The sequence below is a fragment of the Clostridioides sp. ZZV15-6597 genome (assembly GCF_020657815.1).
In the GTDB taxonomy this organism is placed as follows: domain Bacteria; phylum Bacillota; class Clostridia; order Peptostreptococcales; family Peptostreptococcaceae; genus Clostridioides.
In genome coordinates this window covers 1-17,064 of record NZ_JAGWCT010000084.1, presented here as the reverse complement: position 1 = coordinate 17,064, position 17,064 = coordinate 1, and the positions used below count along the sequence as shown (strand labels likewise).

Below are 17,064 nucleotides of genomic sequence, written 5' to 3'. Positions count from 1 at the left end.
ATATTTTATATTGTATACATCATATCTTATCTAAGCATCTTGTATAATTTTATATTATAGACATTATATCTTATCTAAACACCTTGTATAATTTTATATTATCTAAACAAGCTTATAACATCAAATCTTATATATTATTAGTTCTTAGTAAATAAGTTTATTTTTTCAGCTATTTTTTCAATAGCATTTTTAGCTATTCCTTCACCTATTTGTACTAACTTAGTAGCATTTTTAAGTCTTAACTCAACTACTTCTTCTTGTGACTTAGAAAGTTCTTCTGTAGTTAATACTATTGGTGCTTTTGAACTAGCTGCAAGTGGTGCTGCTGTAAGTGCATCAACTAATTGTCCGTTTCCACCTACATAACCATCCTTTGCAACATATGCTTTAGTTGCTCCTGCATAGTACTTGTTGATTACTTTAGCATTAGTATCTTTTCTGTTTTCTCCTGCTAATCTTTCAACTTTGTTGTTTAAATCTATTTCAACTAATTTATCTTCAACTTCTTTTGATACAGAATTCTCTCCACCAACGATTTCTAATTCTTTTCCTTTTAATAATTTTTCAGCACTTGCATCTAATTCGTTACCTGTAACTATTATTGGAGTTCCAAATTGAGCAGCTCTAGCAGATATACTCATAGCATCTGCTTCTCCATTTCCACCTACTACAAATGCAGTTTTAAATGTATCTTTTAATTGTTTTGCTATTTCTAAAGAAGTTTCAAATCTATCATCTCCAGAAACTCTCTCAACTTTACTTACACCCAATTTAGAAAGTTTTTCTTCTGTTTCTTTTGATATTTTAGATTCTCCACCTACTATATATATTTTCTTAGAAGATAAGTTACTTCCAAGCACTCTTAATATCTCAGCTTCTATTTCTGATGGTAATGAATCTTTTTTAGATAATAGTATTGGTGCATTTTTTTGAGATGCAAGTGGTGCTGATGCTAATCCATCAACTATAGCATCTTCTCCAACTAAAATTATTGAATCTGCTTCTCCATCTTTAAATCTTTCCTTACTAACTTCTACTGCTGTTGTAAATCTTGAATCTCCAGATAAAACTTCTACTTTTAATTCTTTTCCATCTTTTACATCAGTTAGCACTTTGTGTAAATCTCTAACTAATTTATGGTTTTTACTTGATACACTTATTGTTTCTGACTTTTCATTTGTCTTACTTAAAATCATGTCAAAGCTTGATTTTTCTGGCTTATCTTTATCATCACTATCTTCTTGTTCTTGAGTAAGTATTGCTTCATTATCAAATGTTAAAGTATATCCATTTTTAACTTTATTAACTATTTCTCTACCTAATGTAGTTAATCTAACTCCATCAAATAAATCTTCTGCTGATATGTCTTGTAAATCTGCATTTTTAACTGTTATTGTATGTAATTCTTTTGATTCTATATCGCTATAACTCTTTTCATAGCCTTCAAAAGTACCTTCTTCTGATGTTACTGCCTTTGCAAAGTCTAAATGTTGGTCTCCCACATTTACTGTGATTGTATTTTTTGAATCTTTTGCTCTTTTTACTTCAACTGTGCTAGTAGATTTTATAGTTGCTGTTAGCTTGCTATCAGAATCTTCTGCTAAAGTTGCATTAAAAGCATTAACTGCATCTACTATTTCTTGAGCTGTTTTGTAGTTTTCAATTTTATAGTCAACTACTTTTCCACCTATAGTTTGATGACCTTTATCTTGTATAGTAACTTTTAAACTTTGTCCTTCTACTAATGAGTTTATCTTGTTTTGTAATTGAGTTGCATTAGTTAAGTTTACATTATCTACTTTTATATCGTAAACTCTATCATTTACATTTGCTCCTGCTTTTGTCTCTTCAAACTTAATTTCTAATGCTTTTCTAACCTCTTCGATTAGTTTAGTAGAATCTTTTGCACTTACTGTGTAATTTTTATCAACATTTTCTGACACAGTGTTGTCTGCGAATATTGGTGCTGCTACACTCATAACTGTAGCTCCTGCCATTACTATTGCCATACTTCTCTTTTTGTTACTTAACATATTTATGTCCTCCGAATATTTTTTTAATTTTTTATATTCGTATTTCCCACATATAAATAATATTATATATAATATTATTTATCAATACATTTTATAAGTTTACATAATTTACTAATACATATATTAGAAATATAAGAATAAAAAGTTAGATTTTGAATACATAAAAAATTAAATACTAACAAGTCAAACCTTATTTTATATAAATATATTAAGCATTTTATATGGAGACAAAAAAATAAAAAAGGATACCCCATCATGATAAAAGAACCATTTTGAGATACCCTCTTACAAACAACTAAATCAATACTTTTCTATCTTTCACACTCTTGATTTGCAACTGTACAAGAAGTCTTACAAGCTGATTGACAAGAAGTTTGACACTCTCCACATCCACCTTTTGCAGCACTTTGCTTTAAAGTAGCTTGAGATAAAGTTTTTACATGTTTATTTTCCATTTTCAACGCCTCCATTTCTAATTGTTTCCTATTGATTATATCACAAAACCAGCTTAATATAAACTCTATTTAAAGTTGACACCCAATACGCCTCCAATACCTCCTGCTGCTGATATAAGCAATAACTTATAAATCATTCCTACTTCAAATACGAAGCTCTCTTGTGCTAAAAACACAGTCAAAAAAATACACACTATGTACAAAAGTCCAACTAAAAGCCCATACATAAGTCCCTTTTCTTGCATGTGTTTTGAAGTGTAAAAACCACCTATAGCTGCAGAAATAGTAGTTATAAATGATGCAACCATAGTTATATTATCTCCACCAATATCTGTAAATGTCAAAAATAAGTTATACACTAATAAAACAGCCAAAGTTATTATATATGCATATCCCAAACCTTTAAAAATATAATTAGATTTTCCCATAAAAAAAACCTCCTCTCAAATTAATATATATTCGAGAAAAGGCTTTTAAATTACTATTTTACTGTTCTTCTATTTCTTCTTTTCTAGATTGAACTGTACCTATAGCCCATTTTTCAAATGGAACTTTAGTTCTATTTGGTCCTAATTCTAATATTACAACATCATCTTCAACTTTAGCTACATTAGCTACTATTCCACCTATTGTAATGACTTTGTCTCCTACACCTAGGCTACTTCTCATTTCTTTTAATTGTTTGTCTTTTTTCTTTTGAGGTCTAATCATTAGGAAATAAAAGATTGCTATTACTACTATCCATAGACCTACACTCATCATTATTTGTTGCTGTGGCATTAATTTTTCACTCCTTTGTAAATTATACTCTTTTGTAAATCATAATAAATGTTTATATAACAATTTACTTTCTTTAGCTTTGAGTACTATTGAATATTATATATTAAAATGATTATAATTAATAGTGCAAAACCTATATTTCATACCCATATTTTGCAAAAAATTCATTTCTAAAATCAAGTAATCTATCTTCCATTATCGCTTGTCTTATTTGTTTCATTAAATTTAGTAAAAAGTGAAGATTATGAGTAGTTATCAATCTTGCACCCAATATTTCATTTGCTTTTACAAGATGTCTTATATAAGCTCTTGAATAATTTTTGCAAGCGTAACAGTCACATTCAGGGTCAAGTGGAGTAAAGTCTTCAGCATAAGTTGCATTTCTAACCACTACTTTACCTTGACTAGTCATTGCAGTTCCATTTCTAGCTATACGAGTAGGTAAAACGCAGTCAAACATATCTACTCCTCTTATAACACCTTCTACCAAATCATCTGGACTACCAACTCCCATTAAGTATCTTGGTTTGTCCTTTGGCATAAATGGAGTTGTGTGTTCTAGTACATCGTACATAAGTGGTTTTGGTTCTCCAACACTAAGTCCACCAATTGCATATCCAGGTAAATCAATACTTGTTATTTCTTTTGCTGATTGCTCTCTTAAATCTTTATACATTCCACCTTGTATTATACCAAATAAAGCTTGCTTGTCTGTATTATTATGGGCATCTTTACATCTTTTTAACCATCTTGTTGTTCTTTCTAATGAATTCTTTACATACTCTCTATCTGCTGGGTATGGTGTACATTCATCAAATGCCATCATTATGTCTGAGCCTAACGCATTTTGTATTTCCATAGCTTTTTCTGGAGTTAAAAAATGTTTTGAACCATCTAGATGTGACCTAAATTCTACGCCTTCTTCTTTTATCTTTCTTAAAGGCCCTAAGCTAAATACTTGAAATCCTCCACTATCTGTAAGTATTGGCTTATCCCAGTTCATAAACTTATGAAGTCCACCAGCTTTTTTTATAAGTTCATGTCCTGGTCTCATATATAGATGATAAGTGTTGCTAAGTATTATTTGTGAACCAATCTCTTTTAATTCTTCTGGTGTCATAGATTTTACTGTTGCTTGAGTCCCAACAGGCATAAATATTGGTGTTTCTATAATTCCATGTGGTGTGTGTAATCTTCCAAGCCTTGCACCACTTTGTTTACAAGTTTTTATCAGTTCGTATCTTACTGCGTACATAAATTTCTCCTTAATAATTTTTATTTCTAGTTATTCCATAATATATATTTTTACTAATCTAAATATCTAATATATTTTCTAAATAGATTTATCTTTATCTTCTTTGCTTTGTTGTTCTTTGATTGCTTCTTCATCATGGATACTCGTTATATTAAGAGCACTCTTGTCTTTTGTTACTAAAAACTTTTTTATAGCAAATAGTCCTGCAATAGCTATAACTCCAATTAAAACATCTATCATCCCTTCATTTTTAGGAAGTAATAACATTTTTCTGGCTATAGCATATAGTAGTGCCTCAATAAATGCTCCTGGTATGTGAAGTGATAGCATTACTACAAGCTCAACACCTATTACTAAAAGTAATATTTGTGCTAAGAAATCATTAAGCTGACTGTATTGTACTGGATTTTGAAAATCAACTATATATGCTCCCCACATAAGTCTTAATACATCTATTGTACCTAAAAATACTGCTATCAGAACTACTACTGCTAATACACGTTCAAATATAAAAGCAATCTTTAATATAGGGTTATTCTTTTTTTGTTTTTGTAAACTATGCATCTATTACCTCCCTACTTTATAATCATAGCATCTCCAAAACTGAAGAATCTATATCTTTCTTTTACTGCTTCATTATATGCATTTAATACATTATCTTTTCCACAAATAGCACTTACTAACATGATTAAGGTAGACTCTGGTAGATGGAAATTAGTTATAAGTCTATCCAAAACCTTAAATTTATAACTTGGATATATAAATATGTCTGTCCAACCACTAGTTTCTTTCATCTTGCCATTTTCATCACAAGCTGATTCTATAGTCCTACAACTAGTAGTTCCAACACATACTACATTGTTCCCACTTTCTTTTGCTCTGTTTATTTTGTCAGCTGCCTCTTGACTGACCATATAATATTCTGAATGCATCTTATGATTTAAAACATCATCTACTTTTACTGGTCTAAAAGTACCTAAACCAACGTGTAAAGTTATAAATGCTATATCTACACCTTTTTCTTTTATTTCATTTAATAATTCTTCTGTAAAGTGTAGACCTGCTGTAGGTGCCGCTGCTGAGCCATTATGTTTTGAATAAACAGTTTGGTATCTTTCTTTTTCCTCTAATCTAGCAGTTATATATGGAGGAAGTGGCATATTTCCAAGCTCATCTAAAATCTCCTCGAAAATTCCATCATAATGAAACTTTATAATTCTTGAACCTTCATCTGATAAATCTACAACTTCTCCAATCAATTTTCCATTTCCAAAGGAAAACTTAGTTCCTACTTTTGCTCTTTTACCTGGTTTTACTAAAGCTTGCCAAGTATCTTCTTCTGTTCTTTTTAATAATAAAAATTCAATTTTTCCACCAGTCTCAAGTTTTTCCCCTATTAATCTAGCAGGTATAACTCTAGTGTTATTTAAAACTAAACAGTCTCCTGGATTTAAATATTCTATTATGTCTCTAAATACTTTATGCTCAATTTCTCCTGTTTCTTTATCTAATACCATCAATCTTGAACTAGCTCTGTCTTCTATAGGAACTTGAGCTATAAGTTCCTGTGGTAAATCAAATTTAAAATCACTTGTTTTCAATGTCAAACTTCCTCTCTTAAAATTTCTCTAGCTACAATAATATCAAAAAAACAACTTATTTTCTACAATATTACCAGAATATATCAATAAATCCCTCTTTTTAACATACAGTATATCCACAATATATAGATATTTTTCCACGATATGCACGTCTTATCCACAATATATAGATAAAGTACACACATTTTTCCTTGTATTTATCCACAGTATCTACAGATATAATTACCATTTTGTGGATATGTTTGAATTTTTACCCATTTTAGAAATATTTTAATTTAATGATTATTTGTTTAATTAATACCTCTTTTTGTATTTTTATCTATCACTAGGATAAGGTATTTTTAAATGTTCATAGGCTAGGGGCATGGCTACTCTACCTCTAGGTCCTCTATTTATAAACCCTAGTTGAAGCAAATATGGCTCATACACATCTTCTATTGTATTTCTATCTTCACCAATTGAAGCTGCTAATGTATCAAGACCTACCGGGCCACCCCTAAATTTTTCTATTATAGTCATAAGAAGCTTTTCATCCACAAAATCAAGACCTAAATTATCAACTCCCAAAAGTTCAAGAGCATCCTTTGCAACTTCATCAGTTATCCTTCCATCAGCTCTAACCTGTGCAAAATCTCTAACTCTTTTTAGTAATCTATTTGCTATTCTTGGAGTCCCTCTTGAACGTTTTGCAAGCTCTAAAGCTCCTTGAGATTGTATTTCTGCATCTAAAATATTTGATGACCTAAGCACTATTTTTGAAAGTTCATCAACTGTATAATAATCTAATTTACAAATAACACCAAATCTATCTCTAAGTGGATTTGTAAGCATACCAGCTCTTGTAGTAGCTCCAATAAGTGTAAACTTAGGAAGGTCAAGCCTTATACTTCTTGCAGATGGTCCTTTTCCAATTATTATATCTAAACAAAAATCTTCCATTGCTGGATACAAGACTTCTTCAACACTCCTATTGATTCTATGTACCTCATCTATAAATAAAACATCATTTTCATTCAAATTTGTAAGTATAGCTGCTAAGTCCCCTGCTCTTTCTATTGCGGGTCCTGATGTAATCCTCAAATTTACTCCCATCTCATTAGCTATTATACTCGCTAGCGTAGTTTTTCCAAGCCCTGGTGGTCCATATAAAAGTACATGGTCTAACTGCTCATTTCTTGATTTTGCTGCCTCTATAAATATACTAAGTTGCTCTTTGGATTTTTCTTGACCTAAATAATCTTCTAGTGTCTTTGGTCTTAAACTATTTTCTATATCTATATCTTCCATCTTCATGGTAGATGTTATTATCCTATTTTCATCTTCAAAATCTTGCATCTATACCCCTCCTTCCATAATTTTGGAAATCTACTTTATTTTAAATATTATTTTACATTTACAAATTAAATGCTACTTCATAGATTTACTCATTATATATGTAAGTGCTTTTTTTATAATGTCTTCTGTATTCATACCATCTTTTTTACATTTTTGAACTGCCTCTTTTGATTCTGCTAAGGTATATCCCAAAGCTACAAGTGCATCTATAGATTCATCTTGAGATATTAAAGTAGGTTTTTGTGATAATAATGTTGGTTCAAATTCTATATTATTTTTATCCACTTTATCCTTAAGTTCTAAAACAATTCTCTCTGCTGTCTTTTTACCAACGCCTGGAGCCTTAGATAGTTTCCCAACATCTTCGCTCAAAATATAAGCTCCTAGTTGTGATGGTGATGCAAATGATAGTATTGAAAGCCCCACCTTAGGTCCTATTTTTGACACAGATGTAAGCAATTCAAACATCTTTAATTCTTCCCTACTTGCAAAACCACAAAGACTCATATCATCTTCTCTTACTATTAGTTTAGTATATATTTTTGCAGTATTTCCTATTTGCAAATTCATTATTGTATTGGATGACACATTTATCTTATATCCTATATCATTGTTTTCAACAACTATACTGTCTATATATATCTCTTCTACTGTACCTTTTATATAACTATACATACTTCCCACCTATATTCTTTAGAGTTTTTTCAAGTTTATTTGAATGAGCATGGCAAATAGCCACAGCTAGAGCATCTGCAACATCATCTGGTTTTGGAACTTTTTTTAAACTTAAAAATGAGGTTACCATCTGTTGAACTTGTGCTTTATCTGCTCTACCATATCCAACTACACCTTGTTTTACTTGAAGTGGAGTGTATTCATATACTGGTTTACCATTATGTGCACAAGCAAGCATAGTAACTCCTCTAGCCTGTGCTACTGTTATAGCAGTTTTTACATTCTTGTTAAAGAATAGTTCTTCCATTCCAACTTCATCTATATTGTAATTCTTTACTATTGTATCAATTCCTTTATATACGAGTTCTAACCTCTTAGAGATATCCATATGCGCAGGTGTTGTTACTGCTCCATAATCTATTACTTTAAATTTACTATTTTTATATTCAATTATACCATATCCAACTATGGCTATACCTGGGTCAATCCCCAATATCATCATTTTAAAAAATTCCTCCTAAAAATAAAAGAAATACCAAAATGTATTTCTCATAAAAACTTATGTTCTAAATCATTATACCATAAATAATATTAACAAATCATAAAATGGTTTATGTTAAATATAAAATCAAATAAAAAAGTTATATCAAAGCAAACTTCTCACTTCAATATAACTTTTATATTTAGTACAAATAAATTATTGTATTTTAATAGGCATTAAATATAGTTTGAATCTTAATATTAACTTGCAAAATCTTCTAATCTTGAATAAGCATCTTCCTCTGTATCCATAACTACACCTTTTTTAAGTTCATCTTGAACAGTCTTAGGAAGTGAATCTACTCTTATTTTTGTTTTTTCTACTAATGTTTTATTTCCACTATCATCGTATTTATACAATGCTATATTTCCATTATCATTTTCAATTGTATATTTACCTTTTATAGTAGTGTTCATTGCTTGTACATCTTTATTATCACTGTTTTTAGATTCTACCAATATGATTTCATTTTTATCCATACTCTTTATTTTTTTAGTTGGATATTCTTGTTTAAAATATGATACTATTTCTGATTTTGTCTTATCTAATAATGACTCTGGAACTACTCCAGCCATTGTAAGTACTCTCTTATAGTTAGTTTCGTTTTCGCCTTCGCCTTGAAGCCAAACTTCGCAGTTTTTATTTAATCCAAAAGCTTCTTTTGATTCTTCACTCATATTCGCACTAGTACTTACAACTTTACCAGTTTGAACTCCATTGTTTTTTAATTTTGTTCCTATATAAACTCCGCTACTTAATACAAAAACTCCTACTAGTACTAATGCAGATATTTTCCAAGGAAATAATTCTTTTTTCTTCTTTTCAAACATTGATTACGCCTCCTTTTTCTATTATTTTCTCCAAGCTGTAAGTTTTTATACAATTTAGGTAAATTTTAGAAGAAAATATATCTGTATTTCAAATTAGTCTAAAAATAGATATTTTCTAAAAGGAAGTTTTCTCTTAAATGTTATATTCTTGCAATTATATGGACATAATTTATAATAAATAATAGTTTAGGAGGTAATAACTTTGGAAAGAATCAATTGTAATGTAACTAACTGCTCACATAATAACAGCCATATATGTTATGCAGATAAAATTTTTATAAATGGTGAACAAGCTCATAATGATAGACATACTTGCTGTAGTTCGTTTTTAGATGAGTCTATTTATAGTAATCTATCTAACAATGTTAACAATAGAAACTGTGAAGAATTAGTTTGTAGTGTCAAGACTTGTAAGTACAATAAAGATGGTAGCTTATGTAATCTTGATAATATATTAGTCGCTCCTGAAACTGATAGAGTAAATCTTTACACTGAAACATGTTGTTCTAGTTTTAAATGTAAATAAGTAAAATATAAATAATATAAAGGTGTCAAAGTTAATCAAAGCAATATACTGTAGAGTATCTACAGGTATTAGTTCGATTATACTTGACACCCTTATTTATTTTAAATAAAATCTCATTGCTATGGTTTTGCATATAATATTATAATTGTAATTAAATTTGATAAATTTCTATAAATTGGTATAATCAATATGTAAATTAAGTTTAAGGTAATATAGTTAATTATGAAAGAAAATATCAGATATATAGTATTATATAATGTTATATTAACTAGAAATGAGGTGCTTATGAGTACATTTTATATTCAATTTCTTTATTTTGTAATTTATAGCTTTATAGGATGGTGTTGTGAGACTACATATTGTTCTGTTTTGCAAAAACAATTTGTAAATAGAGGTTTTTTAAATGGACCCTTTTGTCCTATATATGGATTTGGGGCACTAGCAATAGTAGCTACACTGACTCCTTTTGTTCATAATATTCCCTTATTATTTGTATTTAGTATAATTATAACCAGCATAATGGAGTATTTTACAAGTTTTGTATTAGAAAAACTATTTAATATGAAGTGGTGGGATTATTCCAATCACAAGTTCAACATTCACGGAAGAGTTTGCTTAGAAAATTCACTTATGTTTGGTGTATTATCATTAATTGTAATGCTGATAATACATCCTATTGTAGTTGATTTCATAGATTATATTCCTAAGAATATACTATTTATTCTTGGTATATCTATAGAAATTTATTTTGTTTTAGATTTAATAATTACAGTACACACAATTTTACAATTAAATGGCAAATTAAAACAAATCCATCTTATAATTAAGGAATTAAAAGATAAAAAAGAATACTACAAAGTTATCACACAAGAAACTATTGAAAGTAAGCTTGAATCTTTAGTTGAAAATAGACTTGAGACTTTAGAAGATAGATTTGAGATATTAAAAGAAAGAGAAAATTATCGTTATGCTAAAAACAGAATTGAAGAACTTAAAAACAAACTTAATACTCTACTATCTAGCCACAAATTGCTTCATAGACGTATTATTAAAGCGTTCCCTAATATAAGCTCTAATAAGCATAAAGATATTTTAAATAAAATCAAAGAAGATATTAAATCAATCAAAAAAAATAAATAATCTAAATTATATGCCATATTGTAATATAAATATTTATAAATACAAATAAGAGGCTGTCTCAAAATAGAGATAAGCCTCTTTTTCATTGTTGAAATGATGAAATAAAAGATTTTCTTCTAACCCATTAATACTTCAACAGCTTCTCTAAGTGTGCTAACTTCTCCAACATTGCCAGGGAAAATTATATATGGCATATTAGGAAATTTACTTTCTTCTCCTGTCATCCATACTGGTATACCAGGTTTTATTTGACCCATTACAGTAGCTTTTTTTACTTTTAGTGCCTTAGTTCCAACATCACTAGATGTAATTCCACCTTTTGCTATAATAAAATTTGGTCTTACATTAAGCATACCAACTATACTAGTCACAGCATCTGAAATTTCTACAGAAACAATAAGTTGTTTATCTTTATCATTCGTATCTAAATCAAAACGCTCACGTCTAGTATACACAGCAACAGTTTTTCCATTAGTTATTTTCTCTTCTACAACTTGTATAACTCTTTTTACTTCATTTTTTAATCCATCTTCCTGCAAAACTAAATGTTGATTAAACTCTATAAATTCTATAGGATGCTTACAATTTTTAAGTTCTTCTAGTTGCTGAGTAGTTTTATTTACATGTGAACCAACAAGTATAATACCTCCATTAGTATTATCTTTTGATACTAATTCCTCTTTAGTAAGTAATTCCTTATCACTTACCCCACCAAGTACCTTTGTTATAGCAGCAGCACTTCTAAATATAAATTCTTTACCACTATTTACTGCACGTATAAACGCAATTGTAAATACCTTTACATCTACATAATCTATTGCATTTACAATGATTTTATTGAAGTTCTTAGCCATTTTAAGCTTTTCTGTTATACTATCAATATTTAGACTTCTAAGTTCCTCTAATGAAACGTATATCATATCACTAGATTTATATTCTCCATTTGTTTTTTCTTCACACCATTCTCCTATATCAGAAGATTTATAGCCAAAGGATTTATCTTTTGCAAATTCAGTCATTCCCGCTGGTACAAGCATCTCTCCTTCTTTTACATAATGTACATTGTCTATGGTAAATCTTCCACCTTCTTTGAAAAATGGCATTATTATTTCACCATCAAATAGTTTCCCTGATAATTTTTCCACCTCATTTTTCAACAGATTAGTTTCAAGAGGATAATGTCCCCTCATTGTTGAATCACTTCGGCTTATAATAATAAAATCTTGATTAACTTTTTGAGAAATATCCACAATATTTTTTGAAATTTCCTTATGCACTTCTGTTGTTTGAGCAACTGTAAATCCCCTTGAGTTAGTAAGTATAAAAAACATACTATTTTCTTCATCAAAGCCTTGTTCTATGCTACTCTCATCCCAATCAGTATATACAGAAACATCATGAACTGTTTGTACTCCAGTTGGGTCATCATCTAATACAATAATCTTTCTATTTAAATTTTTAAGTTCATTTACAAGTAATTTATTTAATTTATCTTCATCTACGGTCTTAAAAGTATCAAGTATATCTATGTTAATTGAATTGACTTCTCTCACTAAAAATCCCCCTTTATGTAATTTATTATAGTATGCTTATGTTTAGTATTTATATTTTTTATAAACCTGGAAGTGGTACAATACCGTTTATAACACTAAGTAATAAAACCATTATAAATGCTGTAACACCAGCAATGGTACCTCCTATTGTCCATGAATTTAAAGTATCCTTAACTGACAAGCCACTAAATCTTGAAAGTACCCAGAATCCCGAATCGTTTGGAAGAGAGAAACCAACACCACCAGCACATATAGCAAGCCCTACTAAAACTGGTGACATACCAGTTGCTAAAATAGTAGGCCCTAAAATTGATGATGTAGTCACTAGTGCTACAGTAGCAGAACCTTGAGAAATTCTAAGCAATGCACTTAATAAGAATCCAAGTACCACAACTGATATACTAAGTCCAGACATAGTGTCAACTAAGAAGTTTCCTATTCCACTAGCATTTATAACACTACCAAATGCTCCTCCTGAGCCTGTTATTAATAATATCAATCCTGCTGAATCAGCAGCTTCAATAACAACATCTCCCATAGGCTTACTTATGTACCTCTTCAAAAATACTATTGCTACCAATATTCCAAGCAATATTGCTATATTCTTATCTCCTATAAATGCAAGTATTCCACTCATTTTAGAACCTTTTTCTAAAAACATACTAAATACGTTTGATACAAGTATAAGAAGTATTGGAAATAATAAAGAAAACATAGAAACTCCAAAACCTGGCACTTTATCAGAGTTATCATTTTCAAGTTCAATACTCTCTTTTCCTTGTTCTAAATTTTTTTCTTTATTATTTTCGTCAATTGCATAAGCCGGATACTTTTCAAAACGTTTTCCATAAATCCATCCTCCTAAAAGAGCTGCTGGAAATGCAACAATTATGGAATAAAGTATAAAACTGCCTACATTTGCATTTACATTTGCTGCAACAGCTAAAGGCCCTGGTGTTGGTATTACAAGTGCATGACCTACTATTGTACCAACTCCTAATGCACACACAAAAACCATAAGAGATTTCTTGGTTACTCTTGAAACATATTTAATTATAGGCATCATTATAACAAATGCTGCATCCATAAACACTGGAATTGAAATTAAAAATCCTGCTGTAGTTATAGCTAATGCACTATTTTTTTCTCCAGTTCTAGCCAGCAATCCCTTTGCAATAGATTCTGTTGCTCTTGATTCTGAAAGTATATTTCCAAATATTATTCCAAGCCCAATTACAATACCAATACTACCTAATGTACTTCCAAATCCAGCTGATATTGTAGTTGAAATTTCATTTATAGGCATCTTAACCATAAAGCCTGTAATTATAGATGTTATAAGCAATGCCAAAAATGGATTTACTTTAAACTTAATAATCGACACAAGCAAAATTCCTATAGATATAATAAATGCTATCAAAAGTCCATATCCTGTAATCATAATCTTTTCCCCTTTATAATTTACTTTATTATCTCTTAACCTTATTTTTTCTTTTATTATGATACTGTAACTCTATTGTCTTTGTATAATATAATCTAAATCTAATTTTAATAATACATACCTACTATCTCATCAATATATTTGCCATTAGTTATTGTGTTTTTTTATTTCAATACCTGCTAATTTTTCAAAATATTGAGCTATTCCACCATGGTCATCTTCTAAATGTCCATGTACTTTTAATGTTTGCATAATTTCTAATAGCTGACTTGTCATAGGTAGCGGCACATCCAAATTGTGTGCTGTCTTCATTACATTTTTTATATCTTTTAGATTGATAGATATTTTTCCACCTGGTTTAAAATCACGATTCATAATCATTGGTATTTTTGCATCCAATATTGTGCTGCCAGCTAGACCTCCCCTTATTGCTTTGTACACTTTTTCTGGGTCTGCTCCTGCTTTGGCTGCAAGTACAAATGCTTCAGATACTGCTGCTATTGTAAGATTAACTATTACTTGATTTGTAAGTTTTGTAACACTTCCACTGCCATTATCTCCAATTAAAATAGATGAACTTCCCATTATATTAAAAAATGGCTCTACTTTTTTATATACTTCTTCTTTACCACCAGCCATAAAAGCAAGTGTTCCATCAATTGCTTTTGGTTCACCTCCACTTACTGGTGAATCTATAAATTCTAAGTTCATTTGCTTTAATTTTTCTGCACATGACATAGATTCTGTAGGAGTAACTGAACTCATATCTACAATTATACTGCCCTCTTTTAAAGTGTTTGTTAAACCATCAGCTCCAAATAATATATCTTGAACAATGGCTCCATTTGGAAGTATTGTAAATACAATTTCACACTCTTCACCTATTTCTGAAAGACTTGCATATTTTGCACCATATGATACAAGCTCATCTACAGCAGATTTATTAATATCATATACTAAAAGATTGCATCCACCTTTTATTAAATTCTTAGCCATTGGTTTTCCCATTATTCCTAATCCAATAAATCCTAACTTCATTATATACCCCTCCATATTTTCACATTTTTGAAAACGTTTTTTATGATTTAAAGTATACTACACACCAGTATACCGGTCAATATAAAATATGAAAGTATTTATTTTAACAATAAAACATTCTTTTTAGCCTTCTATAATAGAATTCAACTCTTATTACCATATTTAATACACACTATTTATGTTAAATAATACACACTATTTCCATATTATATTTAATCATACTTTATATTAATTATTTTTCTTTATATTAATTATTTTTATCAATAATTAAGTATCATTCAACTAAACATTTATTTATATAGTCCAATATATAATTTAAATTTCAAAGGATTGACCTTAATTTTACTATGTTGTATTCTTAACATTATATAAGTTTTTGTATTTTCACATTGTTTAGGGGGTATAAAATATGGCTACATTTAAAAGATTACAAGAACAAGCATATGACTATTTAAAAGAATTAATACTATCTGGTGAAATAATAGAAAATGAAATATATTCTGAAACAAAGCTTGCGAGTGAAATAGGTATCTCAAGAACACCTATAAGAGATGCTCTTCAAAGACTCAGCCAAGATGGTTTTATAGATATAATTCCAAGTAAGGGTTTTAAAATTCATCAAATCACAGCTAATGAAATTGTAGAGATATTTCAAATACGCTCTGCAATAGAAGGGTTTTGCACTTTTTTAATTACGAGTCAATACAAAGAACCTAGAGCAATTGAAACTATAGATAAATTAAAGTATCTTTTAGATAAACAAAAAGACATTGTATCAAGTGATAAGAATTTAAATACATTTGCAGAATACGATACTTTATTTCACACAACAATCGTTTCATATGCTCAAAATACTGAATTTGATAAGATGTTCAACAGCTATATGTACAGAATAAAAAAATTAGCTCTTGATTCACTATCTCATGAGGGAAGACTAGAAACAACATTAAAAGAACATACAGATATTTTTAATAATATATCTAACGGATGTACTGAAGATATTTATAAAACAACACTTATACATATGGAAACTCCTAAATACATCAATTTAGAAGATTTTTGTAATAATAAATTATTTTAATAATCTATTTATATTTACTAAAATTTTATTTATCTTAAATCAATTTCTTATTTATAAAAAATACTCTATAATTATAGTGTAACTACTATTATTTTAAGGAGTGATTTTTTTGAACAAAGATACTGTAACTAATGAAACTATCGACAAGGATTATGCTATTGAAGAAGTTCGTATGGCCTGTAAACACTTTGGTGATTTATATTTTTATTTTACCAAAGTATTAGTTGAGGAATTTGGAAATGAAAAAACTGCTGAAATATTGAAAAAAGTTTTGTTTGAAAGATCAGAAGAAAGAGCTATTGCTATGAGAGAAAGAGCCAATGAAAATGGAGATGAATTGATTGCTGACAATATTGTTAGTATAACTGATGTCCCATTTTTAGGTTGGGTTCCTGAATTTGAAGAGTTACACTGTCCTTATGGAGCTTCCTGGCTTTCACGCTTTGAAGAAAATCCTTGGTTTAAGGAATTTGCATCCCTTTATTGTGATGTTACTGATACCACTGTTGCTGAAGTATTTACAGGGGATACATCACATAAAATAACAAAAAATATTCTATGGGGAGATAAAATTTGTGAGAGAATATATTTTCATGATGATAATATATCTCAAGGTAAATATACTTATGGAACCAGAAACTGCAAGTAAATAATTTAATTTTTCTATATTTTTATACTATATTTTGTACTTTTTCATATAAATATTATAACTAGTCTTTTATTTTACTTTTGTTTAACTTAAAGATAATTTACTTTTAACTTCTATGAATTATTATATAA

At 29.2% G+C, this 17,064-nt stretch carries 18 protein-coding genes; 4 read left to right on the top strand and 14 right to left on the bottom strand.

Annotation, left to right across the window (positions count from 1 at the left end; genetic code table 11):
* Nucleotides 1–137: 137 nt before the first annotated feature.
* The 11 genes from KGF52_RS15865 to KGF52_RS15815 form a co-directional block, all read right to left on the bottom strand.
* Nucleotides 138–2,033, bottom strand: a complete 1,896-nt coding sequence (locus KGF52_RS15865) for a cell wall-binding protein Cwp8 (RefSeq protein ID WP_227840831.1) — start codon at nucleotides 2,031–2,033, stop codon at nucleotides 138–140.
* Between the two features lie 311 nt (nucleotides 2,034–2,344).
* Nucleotides 2,345–2,488, bottom strand: coding sequence for a six-cysteine ranthipeptide SCIFF (scfA, locus tag KGF52_RS15860; protein ID WP_009891067.1), 144 nt, complete (start codon nucleotides 2,486–2,488; stop codon nucleotides 2,345–2,347).
* Nucleotides 2,489–2,553: 65 nt separating this feature from the next.
* A complete protein-coding gene (locus KGF52_RS15855) occupies nucleotides 2,554–2,916 on the bottom strand; it encodes a TIGR04086 family membrane protein (RefSeq protein WP_227827576.1) in 363 nt (120 codons plus the stop codon).
* A 58-nt stretch (nucleotides 2,917–2,974) separates the two neighbouring features.
* Complete coding sequence (gene yajC / locus KGF52_RS15850) at nucleotides 2,975–3,268, bottom strand: preprotein translocase subunit YajC (RefSeq protein WP_227827577.1); 294 nt, start codon at nucleotides 3,266–3,268, stop codon at nucleotides 2,975–2,977.
* A 133-nt stretch (nucleotides 3,269–3,401) separates the two neighbouring features.
* Nucleotides 3,402–4,523 carry a tRNA guanosine(34) transglycosylase Tgt gene (gene tgt, locus KGF52_RS15845; RefSeq protein WP_227840830.1) on the bottom strand — a complete coding sequence of 374 codons (1,122 nt, stop codon included), beginning with the start codon at nucleotides 4,521–4,523 and terminating at the stop codon, nucleotides 3,402–3,404.
* 78 nt (nucleotides 4,524–4,601) lie between these two features.
* Nucleotides 4,602–5,087 (bottom strand): phosphate-starvation-inducible PsiE family protein, encoded by a 486-nt coding sequence (locus tag KGF52_RS15840; protein ID WP_227482100.1) that lies wholly within the window; start codon nucleotides 5,085–5,087, stop codon nucleotides 4,602–4,604.
* An 11-nt stretch (nucleotides 5,088–5,098) separates the two neighbouring features.
* The gene (gene queA / locus KGF52_RS15835) at nucleotides 5,099–6,124 is read right to left on the bottom strand and encodes a tRNA preQ1(34) S-adenosylmethionine ribosyltransferase-isomerase QueA (protein ID WP_227840829.1); all 1,026 of its coding nucleotides are present in this window, start codon (nucleotides 6,122–6,124) and stop codon (nucleotides 5,099–5,101) included.
* A 315-nt stretch (nucleotides 6,125–6,439) separates the two neighbouring features.
* Nucleotides 6,440–7,459: a Holliday junction branch migration DNA helicase RuvB gene (ruvB, locus tag KGF52_RS15830; protein WP_227840828.1), complete on the bottom strand. Its 1,020-nt coding sequence runs from the start codon at nucleotides 7,457–7,459 to the stop codon at nucleotides 6,440–6,442.
* 72 nt (nucleotides 7,460–7,531) lie between these two features.
* Nucleotides 7,532–8,134 (bottom strand): Holliday junction branch migration protein RuvA, encoded by a 603-nt coding sequence (gene ruvA / locus KGF52_RS15825; RefSeq protein WP_227840827.1) that lies wholly within the window; start codon nucleotides 8,132–8,134, stop codon nucleotides 7,532–7,534.
* Nucleotides 8,127–8,636, bottom strand: a complete 510-nt coding sequence (ruvC, locus tag KGF52_RS15820) for a crossover junction endodeoxyribonuclease RuvC (RefSeq protein WP_227840826.1) — start codon at nucleotides 8,634–8,636, stop codon at nucleotides 8,127–8,129. Before ruvC ends, ruvA begins: the two co-directional genes overlap by 8 nt.
* Nucleotides 8,637–8,875: 239 nt before the next feature.
* The gene (locus KGF52_RS15815; protein WP_227840825.1) at nucleotides 8,876–9,505 is read right to left on the bottom strand and encodes a hypothetical protein; all 630 of its coding nucleotides are present in this window, start codon (nucleotides 9,503–9,505) and stop codon (nucleotides 8,876–8,878) included.
* A gap of 202 nt (nucleotides 9,506–9,707) precedes the next feature.
* Between KGF52_RS15815 and KGF52_RS15810 the strand changes: the two genes are divergently transcribed.
* Together KGF52_RS15810 and KGF52_RS15805 are read left to right on the top strand one after the other, a co-directional pair.
* Nucleotides 9,708–10,031, top strand: coding sequence for a DUF1540 domain-containing protein (locus tag KGF52_RS15810; protein WP_227827584.1), 324 nt, complete (start codon nucleotides 9,708–9,710; stop codon nucleotides 10,029–10,031).
* A gap of 285 nt (nucleotides 10,032–10,316) precedes the next feature.
* Nucleotides 10,317–11,171, top strand: coding sequence for a putative ABC transporter permease (locus KGF52_RS15805; RefSeq protein WP_227840824.1), 855 nt, complete (start codon nucleotides 10,317–10,319; stop codon nucleotides 11,169–11,171).
* Nucleotides 11,172–11,287: 116 nt separating this feature from the next.
* Here the strand turns inward: KGF52_RS15805 and KGF52_RS15800 are convergent, their stop codons facing one another.
* The 3 genes from KGF52_RS15800 to garR all read right to left on the bottom strand — a co-directional run bounded on the left by KGF52_RS15800 (nucleotide 11,288) and on the right by garR (nucleotide 15,203).
* Nucleotides 11,288–12,724, bottom strand: a complete 1,437-nt coding sequence (locus tag KGF52_RS15800) for a four-carbon acid sugar kinase family protein (protein WP_227840823.1) — start codon at nucleotides 12,722–12,724, stop codon at nucleotides 11,288–11,290.
* 58 nt (nucleotides 12,725–12,782) lie between these two features.
* The gene (locus tag KGF52_RS15795; protein WP_227840822.1) at nucleotides 12,783–14,165 is read right to left on the bottom strand and encodes a gluconate:H+ symporter; all 1,383 of its coding nucleotides are present in this window, start codon (nucleotides 14,163–14,165) and stop codon (nucleotides 12,783–12,785) included.
* A 147-nt stretch (nucleotides 14,166–14,312) separates the two neighbouring features.
* Nucleotides 14,313–15,203 (bottom strand): 2-hydroxy-3-oxopropionate reductase, encoded by an 891-nt coding sequence (gene garR, locus KGF52_RS15790; protein ID WP_227840821.1) that lies wholly within the window; start codon nucleotides 15,201–15,203, stop codon nucleotides 14,313–14,315.
* A gap of 409 nt (nucleotides 15,204–15,612) precedes the next feature.
* Between garR and KGF52_RS15785 the strand changes: the two genes are divergently transcribed.
* Together KGF52_RS15785 and KGF52_RS15780 are read left to right on the top strand one after the other, a co-directional pair.
* A complete protein-coding gene (locus KGF52_RS15785) occupies nucleotides 15,613–16,284 on the top strand; it encodes a GntR family transcriptional regulator (protein ID WP_227840820.1) in 672 nt (223 codons plus the stop codon).
* A 100-nt stretch (nucleotides 16,285–16,384) separates the two neighbouring features.
* Nucleotides 16,385–16,933, top strand: a complete 549-nt coding sequence (locus KGF52_RS15780; RefSeq protein WP_227840819.1) for a hypothetical protein — start codon at nucleotides 16,385–16,387, stop codon at nucleotides 16,931–16,933.
* Nucleotides 16,934–17,064 lie beyond the last annotated feature (131 nt).

Bases quoted from the DNA above. Each gene is read 5' to 3' on its own strand.
- garR (WP_227840821.1), bottom strand. From the start codon at position 15,203: ATGAAGTTAGGATTTATTGGATTAGGAATAATGGGAAAACCAATGGCT.
- KGF52_RS15855 (WP_227827576.1), bottom strand. From the start codon at position 2,916: ATGGGAAAATCTAATTATATTTTTAAAGGTTTGGGATATGCATATATA.
- ruvA (WP_227840827.1), bottom strand. From the start codon at position 8,134: ATGTATAGTTATATAAAAGGTACAGTAGAAGAGATATATATAGACAGT.
- KGF52_RS15840 (WP_227482100.1), bottom strand. From the start codon at position 5,087: ATGCATAGTTTACAAAAACAAAAAAAGAATAACCCTATATTAAAGATT.
- KGF52_RS15865 (WP_227840831.1), bottom strand. From the start codon at position 2,033: ATGTTAAGTAACAAAAAGAGAAGTATGGCAATAGTAATGGCAGGAGCT.
- KGF52_RS15805 (WP_227840824.1), top strand. From the start codon at position 10,317: ATGAGTACATTTTATATTCAATTTCTTTATTTTGTAATTTATAGCTTT.
- ruvB (WP_227840828.1), bottom strand. From the start codon at position 7,459: ATGCAAGATTTTGAAGATGAAAATAGGATAATAACATCTACCATGAAG.
- tgt (WP_227840830.1), bottom strand. From the start codon at position 4,523: ATGTACGCAGTAAGATACGAACTGATAAAAACTTGTAAACAAAGTGGT.
- ruvC (WP_227840826.1), bottom strand. From the start codon at position 8,636: ATGATGATATTGGGGATTGACCCAGGTATAGCCATAGTTGGATATGGT.
- KGF52_RS15785 (WP_227840820.1), top strand. From the start codon at position 15,613: ATGGCTACATTTAAAAGATTACAAGAACAAGCATATGACTATTTAAAA.
- KGF52_RS15815 (WP_227840825.1), bottom strand. From the start codon at position 9,505: ATGTTTGAAAAGAAGAAAAAAGAATTATTTCCTTGGAAAATATCTGCA.
- yajC (WP_227827577.1), bottom strand. From the start codon at position 3,268: ATGCCACAGCAACAAATAATGATGAGTGTAGGTCTATGGATAGTAGTA.
- scfA (WP_009891067.1), bottom strand. From the start codon at position 2,488: ATGGAAAATAAACATGTAAAAACTTTATCTCAAGCTACTTTAAAGCAA.
- KGF52_RS15795 (WP_227840822.1), bottom strand. From the start codon at position 14,165: ATGATTACAGGATATGGACTTTTGATAGCATTTATTATATCTATAGGA.